The following is a 21559-nucleotide window of genomic DNA, read 5'->3' as shown; positions in this document are numbered from 1 at the left end:
CCTGGCAGCCGGCCCGGTCGTGCCGGTCTTCCCACGAGCGGCAGGGGTCGTCCTGCCGGGCGCCGGCGTCAGCGGCTGCTCCGCTCGTTCCCCGGCCTCGCCGCCGGGTGGGCCGTACCGGACGACGTCGGGACCAGGTGGCCGAGCGTGAGGGGCGGCGGGGGCGGCAGGGGCTCGGCGTGGTCGGCGCGGAAGGACTGCAGCAGATACGCCACCAGCCGCCGCGACGCCGCCGCCACCCCCTCCCCAGCCCCAGCCCCGGCCCCGGCCCCGGCCCCGGCCCCGGCGACGATGCCGCAGTTGGCCCTCAACAGCAGCACCAGGTCCGCGGAGGCGAAATCGGCCCGCAGCCGCCCGGCAGCCTTGGCCCGCCGCACCACCTCCTCGAAGCCTCGCTCGGCCCGCTCCCGGGTGCGCTCGTAGTCGACCGCGTCGGGGAACGCGGTGAGGAAGGCGTCGGTGAACCCGCGGTCGGCGACCTGCATCGCGCACACCTTCTCGATCGCCCCGCAGAACCCGTGCCAGGGATCCGGGTCGGCCAGCGCCTCGTCCACGACCGACGCGCACGCCGCCAGCTCGTCCGCGAACACCTCCGTGATCAGGGACTCGCGTGACGGGAAACGCCGGTAGAGGGTGGCCACGCCGACCCCGGCGCGCCGCGCGATCGCCACCATCGGCACGTCCAGACCGCGCCTGGCGAACGTCTCCCGCGCGGCCTCCAGGATGCGTGCCCGATTGTGCCGCGCGTCGGCCCGCATTTCCCTGGTGGGCGCCAACTGAGAGCGAGGACTGGGCATCTTTCTCACATTAGCCTAAGTGGAGAGCCCCGACCGTTTAGCGGGCTAGCGTCGTCCACATGGAGACGAACGAGATGCGCGCGGCCCTGTTCGACCGGTACGGACCGCCGGAGGTCCTGTACGTGGGCACGGCGCCCAAGCCGGTCCCCGCCCCCGGACAGGTGCTGGTGCGCGTGCACGCCGTCAGCGTGAACGGCGGCGAGGTGCACGGCCGGACGGGCCGGGTGCGGCTGGTGACCGGGCTGATGCAGCGGGGCTTCCCGAAACGGATCGGCATCGACCTCACCGGCGAGATCGTCGCCCTGGGGTCCGGGGTCACCGGCCCCCGGATCGGCGACCGGGTGTGGGGCACGCTGGGCCGCGCGTTCGGCAGCGCCGCCGAGTACGTGGCGGTCCACCCCCGCCGCCTGTCCCGGGCCCCCGCGTCCGTCGACCTGGTGACGGCCGCGGCGCTCCCGGCAGGCACGACGGCCATCACGGCGCTGCGCGACCAGGCCGGGCTCAGGCCGGGCGACCGGCTGCTCGTCCGCGGCGGCAGCGGCGGGGTGGGCGCTGTCGCGGTGCAGCTCGGCAGGGTGCTGGGCGCCCACGTCACCGCCCTCGCCGGGGCACGCAACCTCGACCTCGTCCGCGACCTCGGCGCGCACGAGGCGTACGACTACGCCACCGTCGCCCCGGCGGATCTGGGCCGGTTCGACGTGATCCTGGACACCGCCGGCACCGAGCACGCCGCTTTCCGCCGCCTGCTGACACCGTCCGGCCGCATGGTGGCGATCGCCTTCGACTCTCGCAGGATCACGGCGTCCCTGGCGTACATCGCCGCCTCGGCCGTCCACGGCCGGCGGCGCGTGCGCTTCTTCAGCGGCAACCCCACCACCCGGCTCCTCACCGACCTCACCCGGTACGTGGACAGCGGCGCCATCCGCCCGGTCGTGGACAAGGTCTTCCCGCTCGACGACATCGCCGCGGCGCACCGGTCATTGGAGGCGGGCGGCGTGCGCGGCAAGATCGTCGTGCGGATTGTCTGAGACCGGGCGTGGCACGCCGCCGAGCCTCCGGGCGGGCGGCTACGGCGCTCAAGAGGAACGCGGGCCGTCGCCTACCCCTGCCTCTTCCAGAGCACGGAAGGAGACCCGGGTCGCGGCCAGGTCGGGATCGCGGACGTGCTTCTTCGCCTCGGACTCCGGAACCACCCGCCGGTGCTGGATCTCGAACTCCGGCGCCCACTCCCCAAGCCGGACCTCCGCACGCCAGTAGGAGCGGACGAGGACCAGGCCGAGCTCGCGCCCGCGCACGCATTCGCTGCGGACATAACCGAGCAGGCGGCTGCCGGTGACCGTGACGCACGCCTCTTCGAGCATCTCCCGGCGAAGGGTCTCCTCGATCGTCTCCGTTCCTTCGGGCCGCCCGGCGGGGAAACCCCAGTGCTCACCGTCATGGCTGATGAGGACCAGCTCATCGGCAGCCGTCACGCAAATGCCGGCGGCTCCGTGAGATCTGCCTTCCGGCGGGTCGTCGGCCGGATGCCAGGACACCAGCCAGTCCTGGCCGTTCGAGCGCACGGGCATGCGCTCCCCGTCACGAGCAGCAACAAAAGACGCCATACGACTCTCCTCGGAGACGGCTTTCTGGCTATTCGGAAGCCCCTCTCCCAGCGGCCCGCTCGACCGCATGACCGTACAGGAAGGTGGAAACTCCTGCGGTGACCATCTGGCGGAGCGCGTCCTGGTTGTGCAGGTCCGCCCGGTCGGTGAGGTTGTCGGCGGAGATGAGCAGCATCAGGTGCCCGGCTGCGCGAGCGGGGTCGTCGATCGCGAGGTCGCCGCGCTCAGCGATGCGGCGCAGACGTTCGGCCAGTTCGCGCCGGGTACGGCCGGGGCCGGTCTCCTGCCAGAGCTTGAGCGCGGCCGGCGGGATGTGCTCGATCTCGGCGTTGACCTGGCGGATGAGCGCGAAGTGCGGGGCCAGGTCGGAGGTCAGCACGCCGAGCCAGGCCAGCCCGAAGTCGATCATGTCGCGTTCCAGATCGATCACCTTGGTCAGGTGGCGGTCGATGATGTCGACCATGGTGTCCGCGACCCGTTGCGTGCTCTCCTGCATCACCGCCTGGAACAACTCGGCCTTGTCGGTGAAGTGGTTGTAGATGGTGCGGTTGGACACTCCCGCCTCGGCGGCGATCGCGTCGAGCCCGGCGCGCATGTAGCCGTCGCGGGCGAACAGGGTCAGCGCCCCGGCCATGATCGCCCGGCGCTTGTCCGGCTGGCCGACCGGCTTCCTTCTCTCGGTCACGTTCCCCGACCCTAGTCGATTACACCGACGCTTGCATTCACTACACCGATGGGCGTAACTTCTACACCGATCGGTGCAACACCCTTCAGTCAAGGAGACGTCAATGACCAAGATCGGTATCGTGGTCGGCAGCACACGCCCCGGCCGCCGTGGCCGCGCCGTCGCCGAGTGGGTGGCCGAGGTCGCCGCGCGGGAGCAGCCGGCGACCGGCTTCGAGATCATCGACCTCGCCGACTTCGGCCTGCCGCTGCTGGACGAGCCGCATCCGCCGGCGTCCGGCCTGTACGGCAACGCGCACACCGTCCGCTGGGCGGAGGCGATCGCCGGCTACGACGGGTTCGTGTTCGTCACGCCGGAGTACAACCACTCCATCCCCGGCGCCCTGAAGAACGCCCTGGACTTCGTCTACGCCGAATGGCACGACAAGGCGGCCGGCTTCGTCGGCTACGGCCTGCTCGGCGCTACCCGCGCGGTCGAACACCTCCGGTTGATCCTGGCCGAGCTGAAGGTCGCCACCGTACGCAGCCAGGTGGCGCTGTCCCTGCACCACGACTTCACCTTCTCCGCCCCCACCGAACCGGGCGACCTCACTCCCGCCCCGCACCAGCACGCCGCCCTCACCGCCCTGCTGAACGACGTCGTCGCCTGGTCACGGGCGCTCGAACCGATCCGCCAAGGAGTTCCGGCATGACCTCCGTGATGACCGAGACCGCTCTCGACGACCTGGCCGACGCGATCGCCACCGGCGCGACCGTCGCCGGGCTCGGCGAGTCCACCAGGTTCGCCCACGAGACCTCCGAGGTGCGCGACCAGCTCTTCCGCCGCCTCGTCCGCAGGCACGGCTTCCGTGCGCTGGCCGTGCAGGACGACGCCTCCGTCGGGGCGGCCCTCGACGCGTACGTCACCGGCGGCGCGGGCACCGCGTCGTCCGCCCTGGCCGGCGCCTGGCGGCCCTGGCGCACAGCCGAGACGGCCGCGGCGCTGGAGTGGATCCGCGCCTTCAACGAGGACCATCCGGACGACCAGGTCCGGATCTTCGGCGTCAAACCCGCCCAGGCGCGGCCCGCCGACTACGACGCCGTCATGGAGCACGTTCGCCGTGCCGCCCCGCACCGGCTGGCCGAACTGGCCGCGCACCTGGAGCCGATCCGTACCGCACATGAGATCGACGAGCACGTGCAGCGGGCCAGAGGGCTGCACCCGGGCCGCCCCTTCGCCGAACACGCCCGCGACGCCCTCGCGATCGTGGAGCAGCTGCCCGGCGACCCCGCCCTGGAGCGCATGCGCCTCATCGCGGACTTCCACCGGCGCAGCGTCGCCGGCCGCGACGACTATGCCGGCGACGCCCGGACCTGGGCCGGCACGATCGTCGGCCACCAGCAACGGACCGGCCACCGCGTGGTCTACTGGGACGGCATCGCGCACACCGTCGCGGCCCCGGCGACCCTGGGCCTGGCGCATCGACGCGGCCCCCAGCCCACCGTCGGCAGTGTGCTGCGCGACCACTATGGCACCGGCTACGTCTCCGCGGCGATCGGCTTCCACCACGGCGACCTCGGCGCCGTCACCGTCCCGGAACCGCCCTCCGACTGGCTCGACGCCCGCCTCGGCGCCACCGGCCGGGCCGCCCACTGGCTCGACCTGCGTGACGGCGGGATGGACGGGCCGATGAAAGTCCGCGTCATCAGCGGCGTCTACGACCCTTCCAGGGACGCGGCCGAACACCTCGCCGTCACCTCCCTGCCCGACGCGTTCGACGTGCTCGTCCACCTGCGCCAGGTGTCCCCCGTGCGCTGGTTGACGACGTAGAGACGCGCCGGCTCACCACTCACGCGGAGGTGACGCACACCACACGGTCACAGCGTCACAGGATCCCGGGGAGCGGAGTCTCCATGGACACCCCCGTCCAGCGCGAAAGGAAGTCCAACCCATGAACGAGCACACGTCACAGCAGAAGGTGGCCCTGATCACCGGCGCGAACAAGGGAATCGGCCGCGCGGTCGCCGAACTGCTGGCCGCACGGCAGGTGACCGTCCTGGTCGGCGCCCGTGACGCGCGCCGCGGCGAGGAGGCCGCGGCGGCGATCCGCGCCACGGGAGGCGACGCGCACGCGCTCGAACTGGACGTCACCGACCCCTCCGCCGCCCAGGCGGCCGCCTCCTGGATCGACGACCGATTCGGCCGCCTCGACGTGCTGGTCAACAACGCCGGCATCACCGGATCGGGCCAGGCCGCGCCCCAGGACGCCCTCGACCGCGTCCCCAGCGCCGTGGACGTGGAGCTGGTCCGCGAGGTGTTCGAGACCAACGTCTTCGGAGTGATCCACGTGACCAACGCGGTGCTGCCGCTGCTGCGGCGCTCCCCCGCTGCCCGGATCGTCAACCTCTCCAGCCACGCCGCCTCGCTGGCGCTGACCGCCGAGGTCGACGGGCCCTTGTCGGGGCTGCCGTCAGCGGCCTACTCGCCGTCCAAGGCCGCGCTGAACGCGCTGACCCTGCAGTACGCGAACGAGCTGCGCAAGGAGAACATCCTGGTCAACGCCGCCGCCCCTGGTTACGTCGACACCGACATCAACGGCCACAGCGGCTTCCTCACCCCGGCGCAGGGCGCGGCCGTGGTGGTGCGCCTGGCCACCCTCGGCGAGGACGGCCCGACCGGCGGTTTCTTCAGTGAGGACGGCCCACTCCCCTGGTGACGATCCGGCAAGGGGACGCGGCCGGCGGCCGTTGGTGACGATCCGGCGAGGGGACGCGGCCGGCGGCCGTCCGAACTCGTCACAACCGGGCGGTCGTCGCCATGGTGACCGCGGTCAGCGCGGCGAGCAGGGCCCAGGCGGGTGTGAAACTGCCGGTCAGGTCCGTGAGCAGGCCGAGCACGGGCGGCGCCAGAACGACCGCCACCTGGTTGACGGCCATGGCCAGGCCAAGGGCGAACCCGGTGTGGTCCGGCGGCGCCGATTCGGCGGCGTAGGCGACCCAGGGGCCGTACCAGCCGATCCCGAAGAAGCCGAGCCAGACGAACAGCAGGCAGGCCGCGACCGGAGATCGGCCGACCGGGGTGGCCAGCACCGTCATCCCGATGATCACGGCGGCCAGGCAGGTCAGGACGCAGGCGTAGCGGCCGGACCTGTGCCGGTCGCTCCAGGCCGCCAGGCAGACGCGGCCCAGCGCGCCTGCGCACTGGACCGCGACGTAGACCAGGCCCGCCGAGGCGGCGTCCATGGACGTCACCTCGTGCAGGTACAACACGGTCAGAACGCCCACGCCGCTGTGCACCGACACCATGCTCGTGCCGGACAGGACGATCTTCTTCAGGTACGGTTCGCGCAGCAGTTCCAGCCGCACGCGGGAGGCGGCCGGCACCGGACGCCGATCCGGTGGACGGCGGTAGAAGGCCATGAAGGCGACGGCTCCTGACAACGCGACGAGCGCGCCGGCCACGAGCGTCGACCGCAGACCGAAGCGCGTCGCCAGCGCGGGAAGCGCGAACGCGGCGAGGACGCCGCCGAGCGGAAGCCCCGCCTGACGGATGCCCATGGCCAGACCGCGCTTCGAACCGTCGAACCAGGACGCCACCGACTTGCTGCCGCCCGGCTGAATGGCGCTGTACCCGGCACCGACGACCAGCAGGACCACCAGCAAGGACACGTACCCTGGAGCCACGCTGCCGGCGGCCAGCGCGACGGCGACCACGAGAGCACCGATCCCGACGACCCGGCGTTCGTCGTGGCGGTCCAGCAGCCGTCCCGCCACGAGCAGTCCGGCCAGCGGAAGCAACTGAGCCGCCGACTGCAGCAGGCCCAGCTGGGTCGTGTTCAGCCTCAGGTCCCGTTGCAGGTGGACACTCATCGCGCCGATGCCCTGCACGAAGAACGCGGCCGCGGCCTGGGTGAAGGTCGCGACCCCCAGAATGATCCAGCGGTATCGCGACGCCCTCACGGCTTCCAGCACAACAGGGGGTCGGGGTGGTCGGTGAAGCCGAGTCGCCGGTAGAGCGGCTCTGCCTCGCGGGAGGCGGTGAGATCGACCCGTACGGCGTCCCGGTCGCGGAACCAGTCGAGCAGGCCGAGCATGATCGCCCGGCTGTGCCCGCGCCGCCGGTACGACGGGTCGGTGACCATGCCGATGACGTGGCCGATCCGCCCGTTGCGGGAGTGGGGGCCGGGGAACCACTGTTCGATCGTGCCGATGCCGCAGGCGGCCAGGCCGGTGTCGCCGTCCACGACCAGGATCCGGCAGTCGGGTTCGGCCAGCTTCTGCTTGAGGACCCGGGCGAGCGCGGCGCGCCAGTCGTCATCGGCGTCCGCGGGGTTGAAGAAGTCGCCGCCGAGGTCGTCGAAGAGCAGTGCCCGGAGGCGGACGAGTTCTGGAACATCCCGTTCCGTTGCTGTTCGCGTCATGACGTACAGGCTGATGTAATGAGCTTGTGCACCTCAACCCTTACGGCGCGGACGTGGTGAACTTCGCCGCGGACCTGGCGAACCGCCCACCGGCGAGCGCCGACGAGCTCGCCCACCGCTGCCGCACGGCGGGTCTGGTGCTGGAACGCCCCGTCGAACCGTCGGATCTCGACCAGACCCTCGCCGTCATCGCCGCCTGGACGAACGTCGTCGACGCCACGGGCGAGCGCGAGAAGGCCAAGCTGGTCAACGAGATGCTGGCCCGCTCGGCCGCCTACCCCCGGCTGACCGACCACGCCCACGGCTGGCACCTGCACTATCGCGACGACCTGCAGCCGCTCGGCGCGGTGCTGTTCGCGCTGATCTCCGTCGGCACGGCGCTGCACCTCGTCAGCCGGGGCATGGACCGGCTCGGACGGTGCGCCGCCGCCGGTTGCGACATGATCTTCGCGGACACCTCACGCACCGCACGTCAGCGCTACTGCTCCCCGCCGTGCGCCAACAGAGACGCGGTACGCCGCCACCGCGCCCGCCACTCCACGCGCCTCACCTGACCGAGCGTCCGCCTTCGCGCTCACATCCGGCCCCTGCTGGTGCCCCACCGTCTTTGACGTCGGCCTCACAGGCATACCCAAAAAGTCAGTCATCTGACTAACTACAGGAGTGCCCGTCGTGCTACGGTTCATTTAGTCAGTCAGCCAGCTAACTATCTGATCGAGGTGTTCATCATGATCGTTGTCACGGGAGCCACCGGCAATGTCGGCCGCACGCTGGTCCGCATCCTCGCGGAGCAGGGCCATGAGGTGACCGCCGTCTCGCGCCGCATCACCGATGGCGACGTGCCACCCGGCGTGCGCACGGTCGCCGCCGACCTCTCCCGGTCGCCCGCCGGCCTGCCTTCCGCGGCGGACGCGGTCTTCCTCCTCGTCGGCGGGGACCTGATGATGGCCGGCGACCCCGCTCGCGTCGTCGCCCAGTTCGCGGGCTCCGGAAAGATCGTCCTGCTCTCCTCCCAGGGAGTGGCCACCCGCCCGGACTCCTTGTCACACGGGCAGGCCTTCGCCGCTTTCGAACAGGCCGTCATGGAGTCCGGTGCCGACTGGACCATCCTGCGCCCCGGCGGCTTCGCCTCCAACGCCTACGCCTGGGCCTCGTCCGTCCGGGAGGCCCGCACGATCGCCGCGCCCTTCGGCAAGGTCGGCCTCCCGGTCATCGACCCCGACGACATCGCCGCCGTGGCCGCCGCCACCCTGACCCAGCCGGGCCACACGAAGGCGATCTACGAGCTGACCGGCCCCACGCCGACCACCCCACGCCAGCGCGCGGCCGCCATCGGGGACGCCATCGGCGAGCCCGTCACCTTCATCGACCAGACCCGGGAGGAGGCGCTCGCCCAGATGCTCACGTTCATGCCCGCCCCGGTGGCCGACACCACCCTCGACATCCTCGGTACCCCCACCCTGCGCGAACAGACCGTCAGCCCCGACGTCGAGAAGATCCTCGGCCGCGCTCCCGCCACCTTCACCGACTGGGCCAACCGCAACGCCGCAGCCTTCCGCTGACGGCATGAACCGTCTCCTTCACCCGGCACCTCATCGGATTGCACGGCCACGAGGGCGCAAGGCGCGACCCTGGCTGCCGGCCTTGACCAGCCAGGCGCCGGTGGGGTGTTCACGAATGAGCCCCACCTACGGCGGAGGGAGCACTACCTCGATCGCTTTCCGCATGGCGAGTGATCGTTTCCCGACCTCCACCGAGGCACCTCTGCACGGCTCGGATGCGGTAGGGCCTGGGTGACTTCAGGCAAGTTCCGGCGCGCCACCATGCTCAGGCGAGTAACCGCGACACATGGGATCGAACCTGGCGCGCACCTGGCCGTCGACCAGATCTTCTTCCAGTGCGCCGACGGGGAGCGCGGTGAAGGCGAGGATGTCGTCGGCGGCTTCATGCAGCATGGCTTCGACCTTGGGAACCTGGCGGCCGAGCAGGCCGGCGTGCGCGTCGCCGATGACCAGCTGCACCCCGGCCACATCGCGGGCCTTCAGAAGGTGTCTTCGAACCCCTTCTGCTGGATCTTGCAGGGTGTTCTGGTGGAGATCCCCTTACGGGACATTCGGTTCATGCCCGATGCTTCTGAGTCCTGGCGGAGACGGGGTATTTTCTGGGCGTTCATGGGGTGAGCCTCTCCGCAGTTTCGAGACGTCGGGGAGGGTCATGGAGCGTCTCGTTCCGTCATGGGCCGGCCCGCGATCAACGCCAGGGCGGCGGCCAGGTCGTGGCTGGTGGGGGCCCGTTCGGGATCGATCAGGTACTGGGCCATGACCCCGGTCAGCAGCGCCTGGTAGAAGCCGCCCACTGCCCAGGCGTTCGGGTCGGCGGGGTCGAGCCCGGCGAGCACCTGGGCCAGGCCGAGGCGGGCATGCTCCAGGCCGGCGGCCAGGTAGGCGCGAGCCTGCTCGGCGTGCTGAACCTGGCCGATGACGTCGAAGGTCGCGGCCCACAGCGGCCTGTGAAGCTCGAAGGACTTGATGATCTGGGCCCAGGCCGCCTCAAAACGTTGCAGCGGGCCGGCCTCGGGATCGGCCGGAACGGCGGCCAGCGCCTGGCCGAGCTGTTCGCCCCATTCCTGAGATGCCTGCGATAGGGCCTCGTTGAGCAGCGCCTCCTTGGAGCCGAAGTGGTAGCCGATGGCCGCCATGCTGACCCCGCCGGCGGCGGCGGTGATGTCGCGGATGCTGGTGCGTGCGTAGCCCCTGTCATACAGGCAGCGCTTGGCGCCAGTGATCAGATCTTCGCGGTTCCCCATGAGGGCGCAGCCTACCGCTAGATTCAAACAAGCGCCTTAGACGGTCGTCTTATTCGATCGCCTTGCGCATTTGCCTAAGTCGCTTGTACAGTTCTCGGCATCGGAAAGATCGCTGATGTGAGGAATGAACAGATGACCAGCAAGAACAAGCTCGCAGCGGGACTGACAGCGCTGGGCGTAGCAGGGGCGATCCTGAGTCCCTCGACGGCGCTCGCGGACAGCGGGGAATTGATCCGCACCGACCGAGGGCCGGTGCGCGGCCTCCTCGCCGAGGACCACCGCTCGTTCCTGGGCATCCCCTACGCCGCCCCGCCAGTGGGCGAGCTGCGTTGGCGGGCGCCCCGCCCGGCGGTGGCCTGGACCCAGCCGCGCCAGGCCACCACCCCCGGCCCCATGTGCGCGCAGACGGGTGACCACCTGGGCGGCGGCAGCACCAGCGAGGACTGCCTGTACCTGAACGTGACCACCCCCCGCCTCCAGCAGGGCCGGAAGCTGCCGGTGATGGTGTGGCTCCACGGCGGCAGCTTCAAGGACGGCGCCGGCCACCTGTACGACGCCCGGCGCCTGGCCGTCCAAGGCAACGTGATCGTCGTGAGCGTCAACTACCGCCTCGGCGCCTTCGGCTTCCTGGCCCACCCGGCCCTGCGCGACGCCGACGGCCTGTCCGGCAACTACGGTCTGGCCGACCAGCAGGCCGCCTTGCGCTGGGTCCGGCGCAATGCGGCCGCCTTCGGCGGCGACTCCCGCAATGTCACACTGTTCGGCGAATCCTCCGGCGCCATCGCCGTCTGCGCCCACCTGGCCGCGCCCGGATCCGCCGGCCTGTTCCACCGCGCCATCCTGCAAAGCGCCCCCTGCACCGCCTCGTGGGCGCCGTCCCTGGCCATGGCCAGCAACCCCCGCCCCCTCACGCAGGCCGAAGGCGACGGCCGAGCCCTGGCCAAGCGCCTGGGCCTCGGCGAGTCACCGACCGCCCAGCAGCTGCGCGCGGTCCCGGCCGACAAGCTGCTGCAAGCCGCCTCAGACGTGGCCCAGCCCGGCTTCGGCCCGGTCGTCGGTGGCACGTTCCTCCCGCTGGACCCAGCCCGCGCCGTGGCCACCGGCCGCATCCACCAGGTGCCGGTGCTGTACGGCATCAACCGCCACGAGGAGCGCATGCACGTGTGGGGGCTGGAAATGGCCAAATACCGTGGTCCGATCCCCGCCGACCGCTACGACGAGGAGGTCCGCGCCGCCTTCGGCGCCAACGCCGGCAAGATCCTGGCCCGCTATCCGCTCTCCGCCTACGCCTCGCCCAGCCAGGCGCTGGCCACCGCCCTGACCGACGCCGAATACGCCCGCCCCGCCCTCGACACCGGTAAGGCGCTCTCCCGCCAGGTCCCGACCTACGCCTACGAGTTCGCCGACGCCGGCGCACCGTGGTTCGCCGCCTTCCCCAAGCCGTATGACATGGGCGCCTACCACGCCGCCGAACTGCCCTACCTGTTCGATGTCGGCTACAACCAGCCCCTCACCGACCCGCAGCGCCACCTGGCCGACCACGTGATCGGCTATTGGACCCGCTTCGCACGCACCGGCGACCCCAACGGCTCCGGCGCACCCGCCTGGCATCCCTTCACCCCTGCACGCCTCCATGTCCAGTCCCTGGCCCCCGGCGACAACGGCATCAAGCCCGCCGACTTCGCCCGCGACCACCGCTACGACTTCTGGACCTCACTGAACAGCTGAGCTGTTCGAGAGCTTCATCGGCGGTCGCGGCCCGGGACGTTGAGGTGAGCATGACCAAGCGAGCTGAACCGGGCGGCGTCCTCGTCCTTGACCGGGATACCGCGGGCACGCAGCTGGTCGTCTTGTCCCTCACGGTAGGCCTGACGGATCTTCCCGCCGTGCCCAGACCATGAACACCATCTTCGGCGAGAAGCCCACGGGTTGAGAATCCGAGTGGGACGGCTCCCCCATTGGCTCCCATCGACTTCCAGACATGAGAAAAGGGCCTCTGGATTGCTCCAAAGACCCTTCTCACCTGCAACTTCCTGGTGGGGTGTTCACGAATAGGGCCGGCCTGGGGCGGAAGAGAGGTTGAGAAGATCGCTTCCCGAGAAGGGAATGATCGCTTCCCGCGTACGCAGCCCAGGCGCTGACCGGTTCAGGGGTCAGCGGGTCGCCTCGGGCATGCGGACCATCACGTAGGGGTGCGGCGGCTTCAGCCATTCGCCGGTCAGCCGTGCTCCGGTGGTGTGGTCGATGACTGCGAGGCGTGCCCAGCGAGTGGGAGACGACGTCGTGCAACTCCCGCACCACACGCAGCCGCTCGGCCGCCACCGCCGCCTGCGACTCCGCCCGCGTCGCGTGCTCGGCTTCCAGCACCGCCCGCCGCGTCGTGCCGCCCAGCAGCCATGACCCGGCCAGTGCGAGCAGGCTCAGCATGATGAACCGCAGCACGCCGCTCGCGCCGTCGGCGGTGCCGAACAAGGCGATCGCGATCACAACCAGGCCCGCCGCCGCCTTGACGATGGACAGCGACCTCGGAGTACGCGCATGCCGCACCGGCATCCAACCCGACGGAGCCTAACCTGCTGCGGGACGTCGACGGACGCTCGGCCATTCACTCAGCCTAGCCCCAGTGCCAGGACGCTCGACCACCTCGTCACCGACCACTTCCTCGACCAGTGGCGCCACACCCACCAGCCCCCAGACGAGCCCGACACATCCGCCGAGATCCCCGAGATCCCAGCAGAGCGCCTCGACCGCTCGCCGCTCACGGGCCGCAGCAGGCCACCACCTGCCCCATGACCCGCACTTCAGATCACCGTGTCGCACCATCAACTTCAGTCCAGCCGTTTAGAGAACGGCCCACGACGGAGGCTCAGGGATTCTGCTCATCCTTGAACACGATGTACATCGCCTCCTCCGGACCAAGGATCAAGAGCCTGCGCCCATGGCCGTACCGGTAGACCTCGTCTGTCGCATCCCGCCAGAAGCGGCCGTCCTCGTCGGCATCGGCCCACACCCGTAAACGGCGTTCCGGACCGCCCACGCGGCGGATGGGGCGGTCGAGAAGCTCGTTCAGGAGATACGGCACCAGCTCTGCCGCCTCCGCGCCAACTGCTTCCTGCAGGCAGGCGGCACGGAAGGACTGCAGTTCCCGGAAGAACTCCGTCGTGTCCAGAGGCTGGAGCCCGGCGCCGACCTCGCCTCCCCACCATGCCCGGCCGTTGTCCGGGTCGCCCAGTTCGAGCGGATCACGCTCCTCCGTCAGATTGTCCGGATCCTCGAAATACGCCTGCGGATCGTCAGGGACGGGCAGCTCGTCGAGCAGGTAATCCTCGAGATACCGTCGGCTCCATGCGCTACTTCTCCACCACGTCCGGATGGCGTCCACTCCAGCTGAGGACGGCAGCCCATGCCGCACCCATTCGATCTTGAACGGGCCGTAGCCGAAGAAGTCCAGCGGGGCGTGAAGAGCAGTTCCCGCGCAGATGGCCCGCAGCCTCGCCTCGGTGAGCGCGTGACTCCGCTCCCCCGGCCGGGCTCCGCTGTCGCACCAATGCCCCGCGAAGGAACAGGCCGGGTCACGGTCGAGTCCGCGATCGTCCACGCGCACGACACTGAGGCGCATCAGGCCGGAGGAGGACAGAAGCACAACATGCGTTTCCCCCCGGACGTCGCCACCGGCCGGGTCGGCGACCCTCACCAGCGCCGCCTCCTCGGCCCAGTCTTCGATCGACGCCCGAAGAGCGGCGGACATCAGTTCGACGCGCCGTGACGCCGGCGTGCCGAACAGGGCGCGCTCCACGGCCGTAGCCACCCCTGGGAGAGGGATCGGCTCGCAGGAGAGCGGCTCGCGCACCGGCCCATAGGGAGACAAGGCCGGAAACACCCCGGCGTTCACGAGGGAGGCGGTCTCCGGCCCGGCGGGGGCCTGCGTCACTTCACGAACATCAACGAGGAGGCGGATGCCGACCGCTTCCTTGTCAGGGGTGTCCTCCTGCAGCCACTCATTCAGCAGATGCGCACATGCCGCCACCTGCATCTGCGCGTGCCAGATAGGCGAGTCCCGGCCATCTTCGCATGTGTGCCCCAGAAACTGGCAGATCGTAAAATCCACGAAAGCCTCTCAGTTCGCATGACTTACTTGAGGCCGCACGCCGCGCGGTGCGCCTTCCGCGCCTCGGCTGCTCTCGCCAACGCCTGGGCGCGTCGCTCCCCCGCATCAGTCACCGCCGGAAGGGCCATCAGGCACCTCGCCCCCAGGGGGTCGGCTGGTCAGTGACTCCCGTCAGAGATCACGACAGGGCGACCGGCGACCATCATCCCGCACAGGGTCAATGCATGTGACACCAAACCCGGTTCACCGGTCCGCTCCTACTGGCAGGCCATGATCAGGTAACCGCTGCCGTCCGTGTGCTGATCAATCAGTACGCCCCGGCGATCGTTACAGGTCGCGCGGGGTCCGCGCCGGACAGCAGAGACCGAGTTTTCGGCACCGGATGCTAGCGCTGGGATGCGCTCGAATCCGCATGCAGAGCGTCTCGGATGCGCTGACCTGCGACTCAGTCATTCCGGAATCGGACGGAATAGGCGTTCCGTCCGATCAGCGCTACCTGACGGCTGGGGACAGCTTCGGGAGAAGGACGCCTGGACCATGACCTTCACCGAGCAGCGTCTCTGCGCCGCGATCGTCGACCGCCGCACCTTCGACGCCGCCATCATCGACACCGGCACTCGCTCCTACCGGCTCGCTCAGAGCGAGGCCCAGCACTCCACCCACAGCTGACGGCGGTCAACCCGTTGTTCGGTGCGTGAGTGCCTGATTCACATCTTCAGCTCGCCACCCAGCGCGACTGGCAAGATCAGCTTGTGATTCGATCGGTGACATTGAGCAAGATCGAAGTTTCAGACTGGCGGGCTGTCCATTCCTGGGCTTCTCTCGCCGAGGTCTGCAGGGGTTCGGGGACCGCAGTCCCCGAACCCACAGACGGCCTGAACCCTCGAACCGGGATCTCACCCAGGTGGGGCCAGAACTCGTGCGTGATCAAGGCGGTCCAAGATCGCTACCGCCCTGCGGGGAGGGTTATCCGACCGCGTAGGCGTGGTGGATGGTCTGGCTGACGGTGTTGCCCGCGGTGTCGGTCGACGTGGCGCGCAGGGACACGAAGCCCGCCGTGCGCGGGTTGGTCATCTGCGCCGTCCAGTCCGACCCCTTGGCTCTGACCCGGATGTCGCGCCAGGTCGCTCCGTCATCGACGGACATCTGCAGGTGGATGGACTTCACGGCTGCCGCGGGAGCGCCGGGATTGCGTTCGATCCAGATCGGCAGCCGGGTGGACGATCCGGGCTTGGCGCGGTTGTACTCGTCCAGCCCCTCCGGGGCGAAGCGAACCGCCGCCAGGGCGAGCGCTTCCCTCTTGGCAGTGCTCGCCGAGCGGAACGTCCACGTCGATTCCACTTTCGTGGACAGCGTGGAGTGCGGCACCTGTCGGCGGGCCGTCGCGCTGAGCGTGTACCTGGCGGGCTCCGCCGGGAGACCGGTGCTCAGCCGGCAGGAATCGGCCTCCCACAGCCCGCACCTGGTGTAGTCGATCGTGGAGATGACCTGATCACCCTTGGCGAGGCTGATGGTGCCGGTGGCGGCGCCGTCCATGCCGACCCGGCCGGGCATGCCCTCGGAGAACAGCCGGGCGCCGTCGAACGTCACGGTGTTCCCCTCCCGCCAGGCGCCCGAGGCGGAGAAGGACGGGCCGCTGACCGCGACGCCCCACGTCTGCCGATCGCGGCCGTCGCCGGTGGGTCCCGTGGCCCCCGTGACCACGGATTCGCCGACGCGCAGCGCGCTGGACCACTTGTGCCCTCGCGTCCGGTATTCCGTGAGCTTGCCCGGCAGAGGCACATCGTTCGTGGGGGTCAGGAATCCGTCAGAAACGCCTTCGATGGCGTTCGCCACGAAGTAGGTGCCCTTCGCGGCCGTTCCGGCACCGCGGAAGGTGGTGGTCACCTTGTCGAGGTCCTTCACCCTGGCCGCGTACGTGGGGTTTTCGGGCACGCCGTCATGGCGTTCGTCCACCAGGTCGTAGCGGACGGGGGTGGGAGAGGCGTCCTTGTGGAAATGCATTCTGGTGACGTATTTCAGTCCGGGCTGCTTGGAGCCGAGCACGAAGTACACGGCGCTGGGGTCGGGCCTGCCTCCGACCCAGCCGAGGTACCACGAACCGTTGATCACCCACATCTCGGTCCACCCGCTGATGACAGCCGTGGGCTCGTCCAGGGTGAATCTGATCGGTTTGGCCTGGCGCGTGTCCAGGACGATCTCCGCGCCCTGTCCGCCGACCTTGACCGGCAAGTGCGTGGTCGTGATGCGCGTGCCTTCGTAGATGTCCACGTACAGGCTCCACTCGCCGGCGGGGAGCCGGTAGGTGTCCGGCGCGCCGCGAAGGACCATCCGGAGACTCTCGCCCTTGCCGTTGTAGAACTCCCCGACCGCGTCGACGGGCTGGCCGCCGGTACCCAGTGCGCTGATCTTCACGTCGTAGGCTTCCGGCTCCACGTACGCGGTGGCGACGGTACGGACGAGAAGGTCACTCGATCGGGCCGTGATGGTGCCCGGATGATCGCCGGGTTCCTTGCCGGTCCCGTCGATCGTCACGGTGACCGATGCCGTGCCCTTGGCGGGCACCTCGACCCGCTGTGCCGAGGTGCGCAGCACGTCGCCGTCCACGGTGAGGTCCAGCGTGACCGCAGAGTCGCCGGCGTTGGTGTACGTGATCTCCTTGGTCGCCTGCCGTTCGCCGGATCTGCCCCAGCGGAGGACCGTGCCGATGTTCGCGGGACTGGCATACACCTGCTGACCGACCGCGCGAACCAGGTCGACGCGCCCGGCGCCCTGGTCGAAGTGCGTGGCGCCAGCCTGCGGCGCGGCGCTACCGATGAGCGCGGCCTTGAGCTGCTCGCCGCTCCAGTCCGGGTGCTGCTGGGCGAGGATCGCCGCCGCACCCGCGACGTGCGGCGCCGCCATGGAGGTGCCGCTGTGGGCGACGTAAGGGCCGTCTGCCGTGCCCTGCGCGGCCGCCGCCATGATGTCGACGCCGGGTGCGGTCACGTCGGGCTTGATCGCGTGATCGCCATTTCTCGGGCCGCGGCTGGAGAATTCGGCCATCTTGTCGGACTTGTCGACCGCGCCGACCGTCAACGCCGCATCGGCGCTGCCCGGGCTGCTGACCGAGCCGGGTGCTCCGTCGTTGCCCGCCGCGATGACGAACAGCGCTCCCGTACGCGCTGACAGGGTGTTGACGGCCTGCTCGATCGGGTCGATGCCAGGTGTGTCCGGGCCGCCGATGCTCATGTTGATGATCTTTGCTTTGACCTCGACAGCGGCCCATTCCATGCCTGCCAGCATCGCCGATTCGCTGATGTTCTCTCCGCCGACCTTGCCAAGCGCGATCTTCGCGCCCGGCGCGACACCCCGATACTTCTCTCCGGCGCCCGCCACGATGGAGGCGACATGGGTGCCATGCCCCACGTTATCGGTGATGTCTGGTTCGTCGGAGAAATTCCGCGACTGCGTGACCACGTCCTTGAGATCGGGGTGGGTGGCGTCGTAACCGGAGTCGAGCACGGCGACCGTGACACCGGATCCGGTCAGCCCCTGTTGCCACGCCTGTGGCGCCCCGATCTGCTTGACGCTCTGGTCAAGGGTGATGGGCCGCTTCCCGTCCAGCCAGATCTTCGACTTGCCGGCGGCCAGTGATCGGGCGCCGCCGACCAGGCTCTGCCAGGTCTGGCCCGCCGTCGCCTTGGACACGCTCGTGCCGGCCAGCCCCAGCCCGGCGAACTCCTTCGCCTTGCGCGTTCCGCTGAGCGCCGGTGCCGCCTTCCCTTCGGCGGACTGGACGATCAGCGGTATGTCCGCCTTGTAGGCGTCGCCGTACCGCCAGGTGAGCAGCTGCGTGACGTCGAACAAGCGCTCGTCCAGCAGGCCCTGGGCCAGCAGCCGTTTGGCATCCTCTGGAATGACGTGAAGGTGGCCCTGACGGCGCTGGACGTCGAAGCGCTGGTTTCTGCCCGGACCAGGCTCGATCCGGTGGCCGTTCGCTGTGACAGTCACCCGGTCGCCGGTCAGCAGCGTCACTGAGCCCGACACCCCGGTCACGGGAGATGCCGCCTCGGCTGCCTGTGCGGCACTCGTGGTACCGCCTGCGATGAGCGATCCCGCCACGATCACGGCGAGGGTTGCGTGGGTTAATTTCATCTGCTCTCTCGTTGTCGATGTGCGGAGAGTTGACATCAGTTCTCGGCGCCGAGGCGCGAGATCACCATGTGCCGGGAAGGCGATCACCCCGGTTGGCGTCGGGGCAATGGCCGGATCAGGAGAGTCCGCGATCATCACCACCGCCCTCGCTCACGGAAGCCCTCCGATGGGGCAGAGACGCTGCTGGCCTGGGAAGTGGCTCTGCTCTACCTTCTGGTCAGCAGGGGAGCTTGGAGGTGGGCGCGGGCAAGGGGCGCCCAGGCCGGCCCGTGAGATCCGAACTCGTGCGTCATTCGTTGCGAGGGGTGTCGCTCACGCGCCACGAGCGGCACCCCGGGAGCGCTGCGTCAGACGAGCTTGCCGTAGATCCGGGACGGGACCGCCTGGGCCGCGCCCTCCCTGCCGAACTCCTGGTAGACCCGCGACGTGATCTCCACGGCCTTGGGCAAGTAGGCGGGGTAGAAGGCCTTTCCGCACTCCAGGTCCCTCAGCGCCGCCTTGATCTCCTTGTCCAGGTACGGCCTGGCCTGCGCGGGCTTCAGATTCGGCCGGAAGATGACGGTCTTGCCCTCGGCCTCCTTGGGTAGTTCGCCCTTCCACGTCTTCTTGGCGACGTCCGAAGCCTGCCGCACGATCTTCGTGTGGCTCAGACCGTCCAGCGCGGTCGGCCTGGTCTCGCCGACCCCCAGGCACATGGCGAACTGCTTGCCCAGCTGGACGAGCTGCTTGTCCTGGTCGAGGACGCTCAGCGACTTGTCCACCGCCGCTTCGAGCTGGTCGTAGTAGTCCTCCTGGGAGGTGACGGTCTTGCCCAGCACCTCCTTGACCGCCTGGGAGAAGCAGGCGTCGTCGGCGGCGCGCCACTTCTTCAGCTGGCCGGCCGAGAGCGACATCAGCATCTTGTTGTTCGGGTTCTCGTGCTGGACGGGGTTGACGACCTTGTCCTTGGGATAGACGTTCGGGGACCAGACGCCGAAGCCGTACTTGGCCCGGTACTCCCGCAGCGCCTCCAGGTCACCCGCGAGCCGCTCCTGCTCCCCGGGCTGCCACGTGTACCGAGGCTCCGGGGAGGCCACGTAGTCCAGGCCCCGCTCCATCATGCAGGCGACGCGCTTGGCCTCCAGGTGTGTCTGCTTCTCGTACGCGGTGGCGTCCCCCGACGGCGGCGAGGTGAGGCCGCCGAACGAACCGGCGAGCAGGGTGACCGCAACGGCCTTGGCGATGAACATGCAGGTTCTCCTTTTCCTTGAGGGCATGCCGGATCGATCTGAGGGCATGCGAAACAGAACTCACGGCCCGAAAGGCCGGATCAGCCGGGGAAAGGTCTCAGCAGGGGATCTTCATGCGGGACGCCTTCGGCGACACCTCGGGCAGGCCGGGGGCGAGATCGGCGGCGAGCACCGCGGTGCCGGTCACCGTGCCCTTCTTCTCGATGTACTCGCCCTTGGGCAGCTCCACCCTCTTGCCCTTGGTGACCACCGTGCGCTCGCCCAGGTAGTGATAGGTCTGCCGGTCGAAGATCAGTTCGGACCGGGTGCCGTTGCCCTCGTCCATGGCGACGGCCAGCCCGGGGCGGCCGGAGACGTCCGCCGCGTCACCGATGAGCACGATGCCGTCCAGCCCGGCGGCCACCTGGTAGAGCGCGGCGCCCAGGCTGGGCCGTACCACGGACTCGCGGATCAGGCCCTGGAGGGAGGACCAGATGCGCAGCGGCTCCTCGCCCGTGTCGGCCACGATCTTCGCGCGCACCTGGGCGGGGTCCGTCGGCCAGGTGCGCAGCCGGGCGTAGGCCGGTTGGCCAGGGCAGCCCGACGACTCGGAGAGGATGTCCTCGACGCCGTGGTCCCAGAAACGCCGAGGCGCCGGTCCCGTGGCTGACAGGCTCTGCTTGCGGCTCAGCCAGGGCTTACCCACGTCGGCGGCCTCCCAGCGCTCCTCGTTGACCATCACCTTGGTGTACTGCATGGTGCCCGCCTTGTCCCTGGTGTACAGGCTGTGCTGGGCCAGCGTCTTGGTGTGAACGTACTGGCCGCGGGCCGGCACCGTGTCGGGCCGGTCGGCAGCGGCCCGCGCGGCCAGGGTGAGCAGCGCCTTGGCGTCGGCCGGAGGGGCAGCGATCAGGTACCCGGGGGTACGCGAGTCGGAGCCGCCCAGACTCACCTGGCTGACGATGATTCCGCCGGTGAGCATCACCGCCATGGCGCCGACCAGGGCGACGCGCCGGATCGGCAGCGCGGTGGGCCACCAGCGGCGCGGACGGTCCAACCGTGACGCCTGTGCCTGGCGGGTCAGGCGGAGGAAGCGGTCACGCCCCCTCGCTGCCGCCTCCGGCGTCGGCTCGGGCTCCGCGAACACGGCCTCGATCAGCTTCAACTCGTCCATCACCACTCCCCGATCGGGTTGACGTCGCCCAGGGCCTTTCGCAGCTTCTTGCGCGCCCTGTTGAACCGGGACCCGACGGTCCCCACCGGTACGTCCAGGGCGGCGGCGATCTCCTCGTAGCCCAGCCCGCCGAACACGAGCAGGAACACCACGTCGCGATCGCCCTTTGACAGGCCCTTCAGCCCCCGTACGAGCTCCGGCCGGCTGGCCTGCGCCGCGAGCTGCGAGGTCACTCGGTCCTCGTGCCCGTCACCGGAGTCCTCAGCCGCGATCTTGCTGAGCGCGTTCAGGCGGCGGCCCTCCCTGCGGCGGTGCCGGGCCACGACATTCGTGGCGATGCCGAATAGCCACGACCGCACGGTGCCCCGCTGCGGATCGAAGCCGCACCTGCCGTCGAACGCGAGCAGGAAGGCCTCCGCGACCAGGTCCTCGGCCTGCTCGCCGCCGAGCCGGGCGGCCAGGTAGCGGTAGACCTCCTGGAAGTACCGGTCGTACAGGAGGGCGAAAAGCTCGGGATTGTCCATCGACCGCTCGACCATGGTGACGTCTTCCAGCACATCGTTGGCGTCAGGTGGTGCAGCCATGGCGTCCTTCCGAAGGCGACTGTCTCCCAGTGTTCGCCGCTCGGCAGATTTTCTTCA

General features: G+C 69.7%; 20 protein-coding genes and 1 pseudogene. 8 read left to right on the top strand and 13 right to left on the bottom strand.

Going from position 1 to position 21559, the window contains the following annotated elements:
- Window positions 1-68: 68 nt before the first annotated feature.
- Window positions 69-758: a TetR/AcrR family transcriptional regulator gene (locus ACFYYW_RS25480; protein WP_387652125.1), complete on the bottom strand. Its 690-nt coding sequence runs from the start codon at window positions 756-758 to the stop codon at window positions 69-71.
- 98 nt (window positions 759-856) lie between these two features.
- Between ACFYYW_RS25480 and ACFYYW_RS25475 the strand changes: the two genes are divergently transcribed.
- On the top strand, window positions 857-1825 hold the full coding sequence (locus ACFYYW_RS25475; RefSeq protein ID WP_387652123.1) for an NAD(P)-dependent alcohol dehydrogenase: 969 nt from the start codon (window positions 857-859) through the stop codon (window positions 1823-1825).
- 48 nt (window positions 1826-1873) lie between these two features.
- Here ACFYYW_RS25475 and ACFYYW_RS25470 read toward each other — a convergent pair whose 3' ends face one another.
- Both ACFYYW_RS25470 and ACFYYW_RS25465 read right to left on the bottom strand, forming a co-directional pair.
- Complete coding sequence (locus ACFYYW_RS25470; protein WP_387652121.1) at window positions 1874-2359, bottom strand: NUDIX hydrolase; 486 nt, start codon at window positions 2357-2359, stop codon at window positions 1874-1876.
- Between the two features lie 70 nt (window positions 2360-2429).
- Window positions 2430-3086: a TetR/AcrR family transcriptional regulator gene (locus tag ACFYYW_RS25465; protein WP_387652119.1), complete on the bottom strand. Its 657-nt coding sequence runs from the start codon at window positions 3084-3086 to the stop codon at window positions 2430-2432.
- Between the two features lie 103 nt (window positions 3087-3189).
- On the opposite strand from ACFYYW_RS25465, the gene ACFYYW_RS25460 reads away from it, so the two are divergent.
- From ACFYYW_RS25460 to ACFYYW_RS25450, 3 genes are all read left to right on the top strand, one after another.
- Complete coding sequence (locus ACFYYW_RS25460; RefSeq protein ID WP_387652117.1) at window positions 3190-3777, top strand: NADPH-dependent FMN reductase; 588 nt, start codon at window positions 3190-3192, stop codon at window positions 3775-3777.
- Window positions 3774-4895 carry an erythromycin esterase family protein gene (locus tag ACFYYW_RS25455; RefSeq protein WP_387652115.1) on the top strand — a complete coding sequence of 374 codons (1122 nt, stop codon included), beginning with the start codon at window positions 3774-3776 and terminating at the stop codon, window positions 4893-4895. Before ACFYYW_RS25460 ends, ACFYYW_RS25455 begins: the two co-directional genes overlap by 4 nt.
- A gap of 121 nt (window positions 4896-5016) precedes the next feature.
- Window positions 5017-5781, top strand: coding sequence for an SDR family oxidoreductase (locus tag ACFYYW_RS25450; protein WP_387652113.1), 765 nt, complete (start codon window positions 5017-5019; stop codon window positions 5779-5781).
- A 79-nt stretch (window positions 5782-5860) separates the two neighbouring features.
- On the opposite strand, the gene ACFYYW_RS25445 is transcribed toward ACFYYW_RS25450, so the two are convergent.
- On the bottom strand, window positions 5861-7024 hold the full coding sequence (locus ACFYYW_RS25445) for an MFS transporter (RefSeq protein ID WP_387652111.1): 1164 nt from the start codon (window positions 7022-7024) through the stop codon (window positions 5861-5863).
- Window positions 7021-7485 carry a GNAT family N-acetyltransferase gene (locus tag ACFYYW_RS25440; protein ID WP_387652109.1) on the bottom strand — a complete coding sequence of 155 codons (465 nt, stop codon included), beginning with the start codon at window positions 7483-7485 and terminating at the stop codon, window positions 7021-7023. Before ACFYYW_RS25440 ends, ACFYYW_RS25445 begins: the two co-directional genes overlap by 4 nt.
- A 26-nt stretch (window positions 7486-7511) precedes the next feature.
- Between ACFYYW_RS25440 and ACFYYW_RS25435 the strand changes: the two genes are divergently transcribed.
- Window positions 7512-8039, top strand: a complete 528-nt coding sequence (locus ACFYYW_RS25435) for a CGNR zinc finger domain-containing protein (RefSeq protein ID WP_387652107.1) — start codon at window positions 7512-7514, stop codon at window positions 8037-8039.
- A gap of 174 nt (window positions 8040-8213) precedes the next feature.
- Entirely contained in the window at window positions 8214-9047 is an 834-nt protein-coding gene (locus tag ACFYYW_RS25430; protein WP_387652105.1) for an SDR family oxidoreductase, read from the top strand.
- Window positions 9048-9361: 314 nt separating this feature from the next.
- Here the strand turns inward: ACFYYW_RS25430 and ACFYYW_RS25425 are convergent.
- Window positions 9362-9488: pseudogene (locus ACFYYW_RS25425) on the bottom strand (transposase); the annotation flags it as partial.
- A 209-nt stretch (window positions 9489-9697) separates the two neighbouring features.
- Window positions 9698-10291: a TetR/AcrR family transcriptional regulator gene (locus ACFYYW_RS25420; RefSeq protein ID WP_387652103.1), complete on the bottom strand. Its 594-nt coding sequence runs from the start codon at window positions 10289-10291 to the stop codon at window positions 9698-9700.
- A 132-nt stretch (window positions 10292-10423) separates the two neighbouring features.
- Between ACFYYW_RS25420 and ACFYYW_RS25415 the strand changes: the two genes are divergently transcribed.
- Complete coding sequence (locus ACFYYW_RS25415) at window positions 10424-12019, top strand: carboxylesterase/lipase family protein (protein ID WP_387652101.1); 1596 nt, start codon at window positions 10424-10426, stop codon at window positions 12017-12019.
- 291 nt (window positions 12020-12310) lie between these two features.
- On the opposite strand, the gene ACFYYW_RS25410 is transcribed toward ACFYYW_RS25415, so the two are convergent.
- A complete protein-coding gene (locus ACFYYW_RS25410; RefSeq protein WP_387652099.1) occupies window positions 12311-12844 on the bottom strand; it encodes a hypothetical protein in 534 nt (177 codons plus the stop codon).
- Between the two features lie 313 nt (window positions 12845-13157).
- Window positions 13158-14399: a hypothetical protein gene (locus tag ACFYYW_RS25405; RefSeq protein WP_387652097.1), complete on the bottom strand. Its 1242-nt coding sequence runs from the start codon at window positions 14397-14399 to the stop codon at window positions 13158-13160.
- 537 nt (window positions 14400-14936) lie between these two features.
- On the opposite strand from ACFYYW_RS25405, the gene ACFYYW_RS25400 reads away from it, so the two are divergent.
- Entirely contained in the window at window positions 14937-15068 is a 132-nt protein-coding gene (locus ACFYYW_RS25400) for a hypothetical protein (RefSeq protein ID WP_387652095.1), read from the top strand.
- A gap of 297 nt (window positions 15069-15365) precedes the next feature.
- Here the strand turns inward: ACFYYW_RS25400 and ACFYYW_RS25395 are convergent, their stop codons facing one another.
- The 4 genes from ACFYYW_RS25395 to ACFYYW_RS25380 all read right to left on the bottom strand — a co-directional run bounded on the left by ACFYYW_RS25395 (window position 15366) and on the right by ACFYYW_RS25380 (window position 21502).
- Window positions 15366-18416 carry a S8 family serine peptidase gene (locus ACFYYW_RS25395; protein ID WP_387652093.1) on the bottom strand — a complete coding sequence of 1017 codons (3051 nt, stop codon included), beginning with the start codon at window positions 18414-18416 and terminating at the stop codon, window positions 15366-15368.
- Window positions 18417-18883: 467 nt separating this feature from the next.
- Entirely contained in the window at window positions 18884-19765 is an 882-nt protein-coding gene (locus ACFYYW_RS25390) for a hypothetical protein (protein WP_387652091.1), read from the bottom strand.
- Window positions 19766-19862: 97 nt separating this feature from the next.
- The gene (locus tag ACFYYW_RS25385; RefSeq protein ID WP_387652089.1) at window positions 19863-20918 is read right to left on the bottom strand and encodes a CU044_5270 family protein; all 1056 of its coding nucleotides are present in this window, start codon (window positions 20916-20918) and stop codon (window positions 19863-19865) included.
- Window positions 20918-21502 (bottom strand): RNA polymerase sigma factor, encoded by a 585-nt coding sequence (locus ACFYYW_RS25380; protein ID WP_387652087.1) that lies wholly within the window; start codon window positions 21500-21502, stop codon window positions 20918-20920. Before ACFYYW_RS25380 ends, ACFYYW_RS25385 begins: the two co-directional genes overlap by 1 nt.
- Window positions 21503-21559 lie beyond the last annotated feature (57 nt).

It is taken from the genome of Nonomuraea sp. NPDC001831 (assembly GCF_042892035.1).
Lineage (GTDB): Bacteria > Actinomycetota > Actinomycetes > Streptosporangiales > Streptosporangiaceae > Nonomuraea.
The sequence above is the reverse complement of the archived record's forward strand: the minus strand, read 5'-3'. Positions and strand labels throughout refer to the sequence as shown.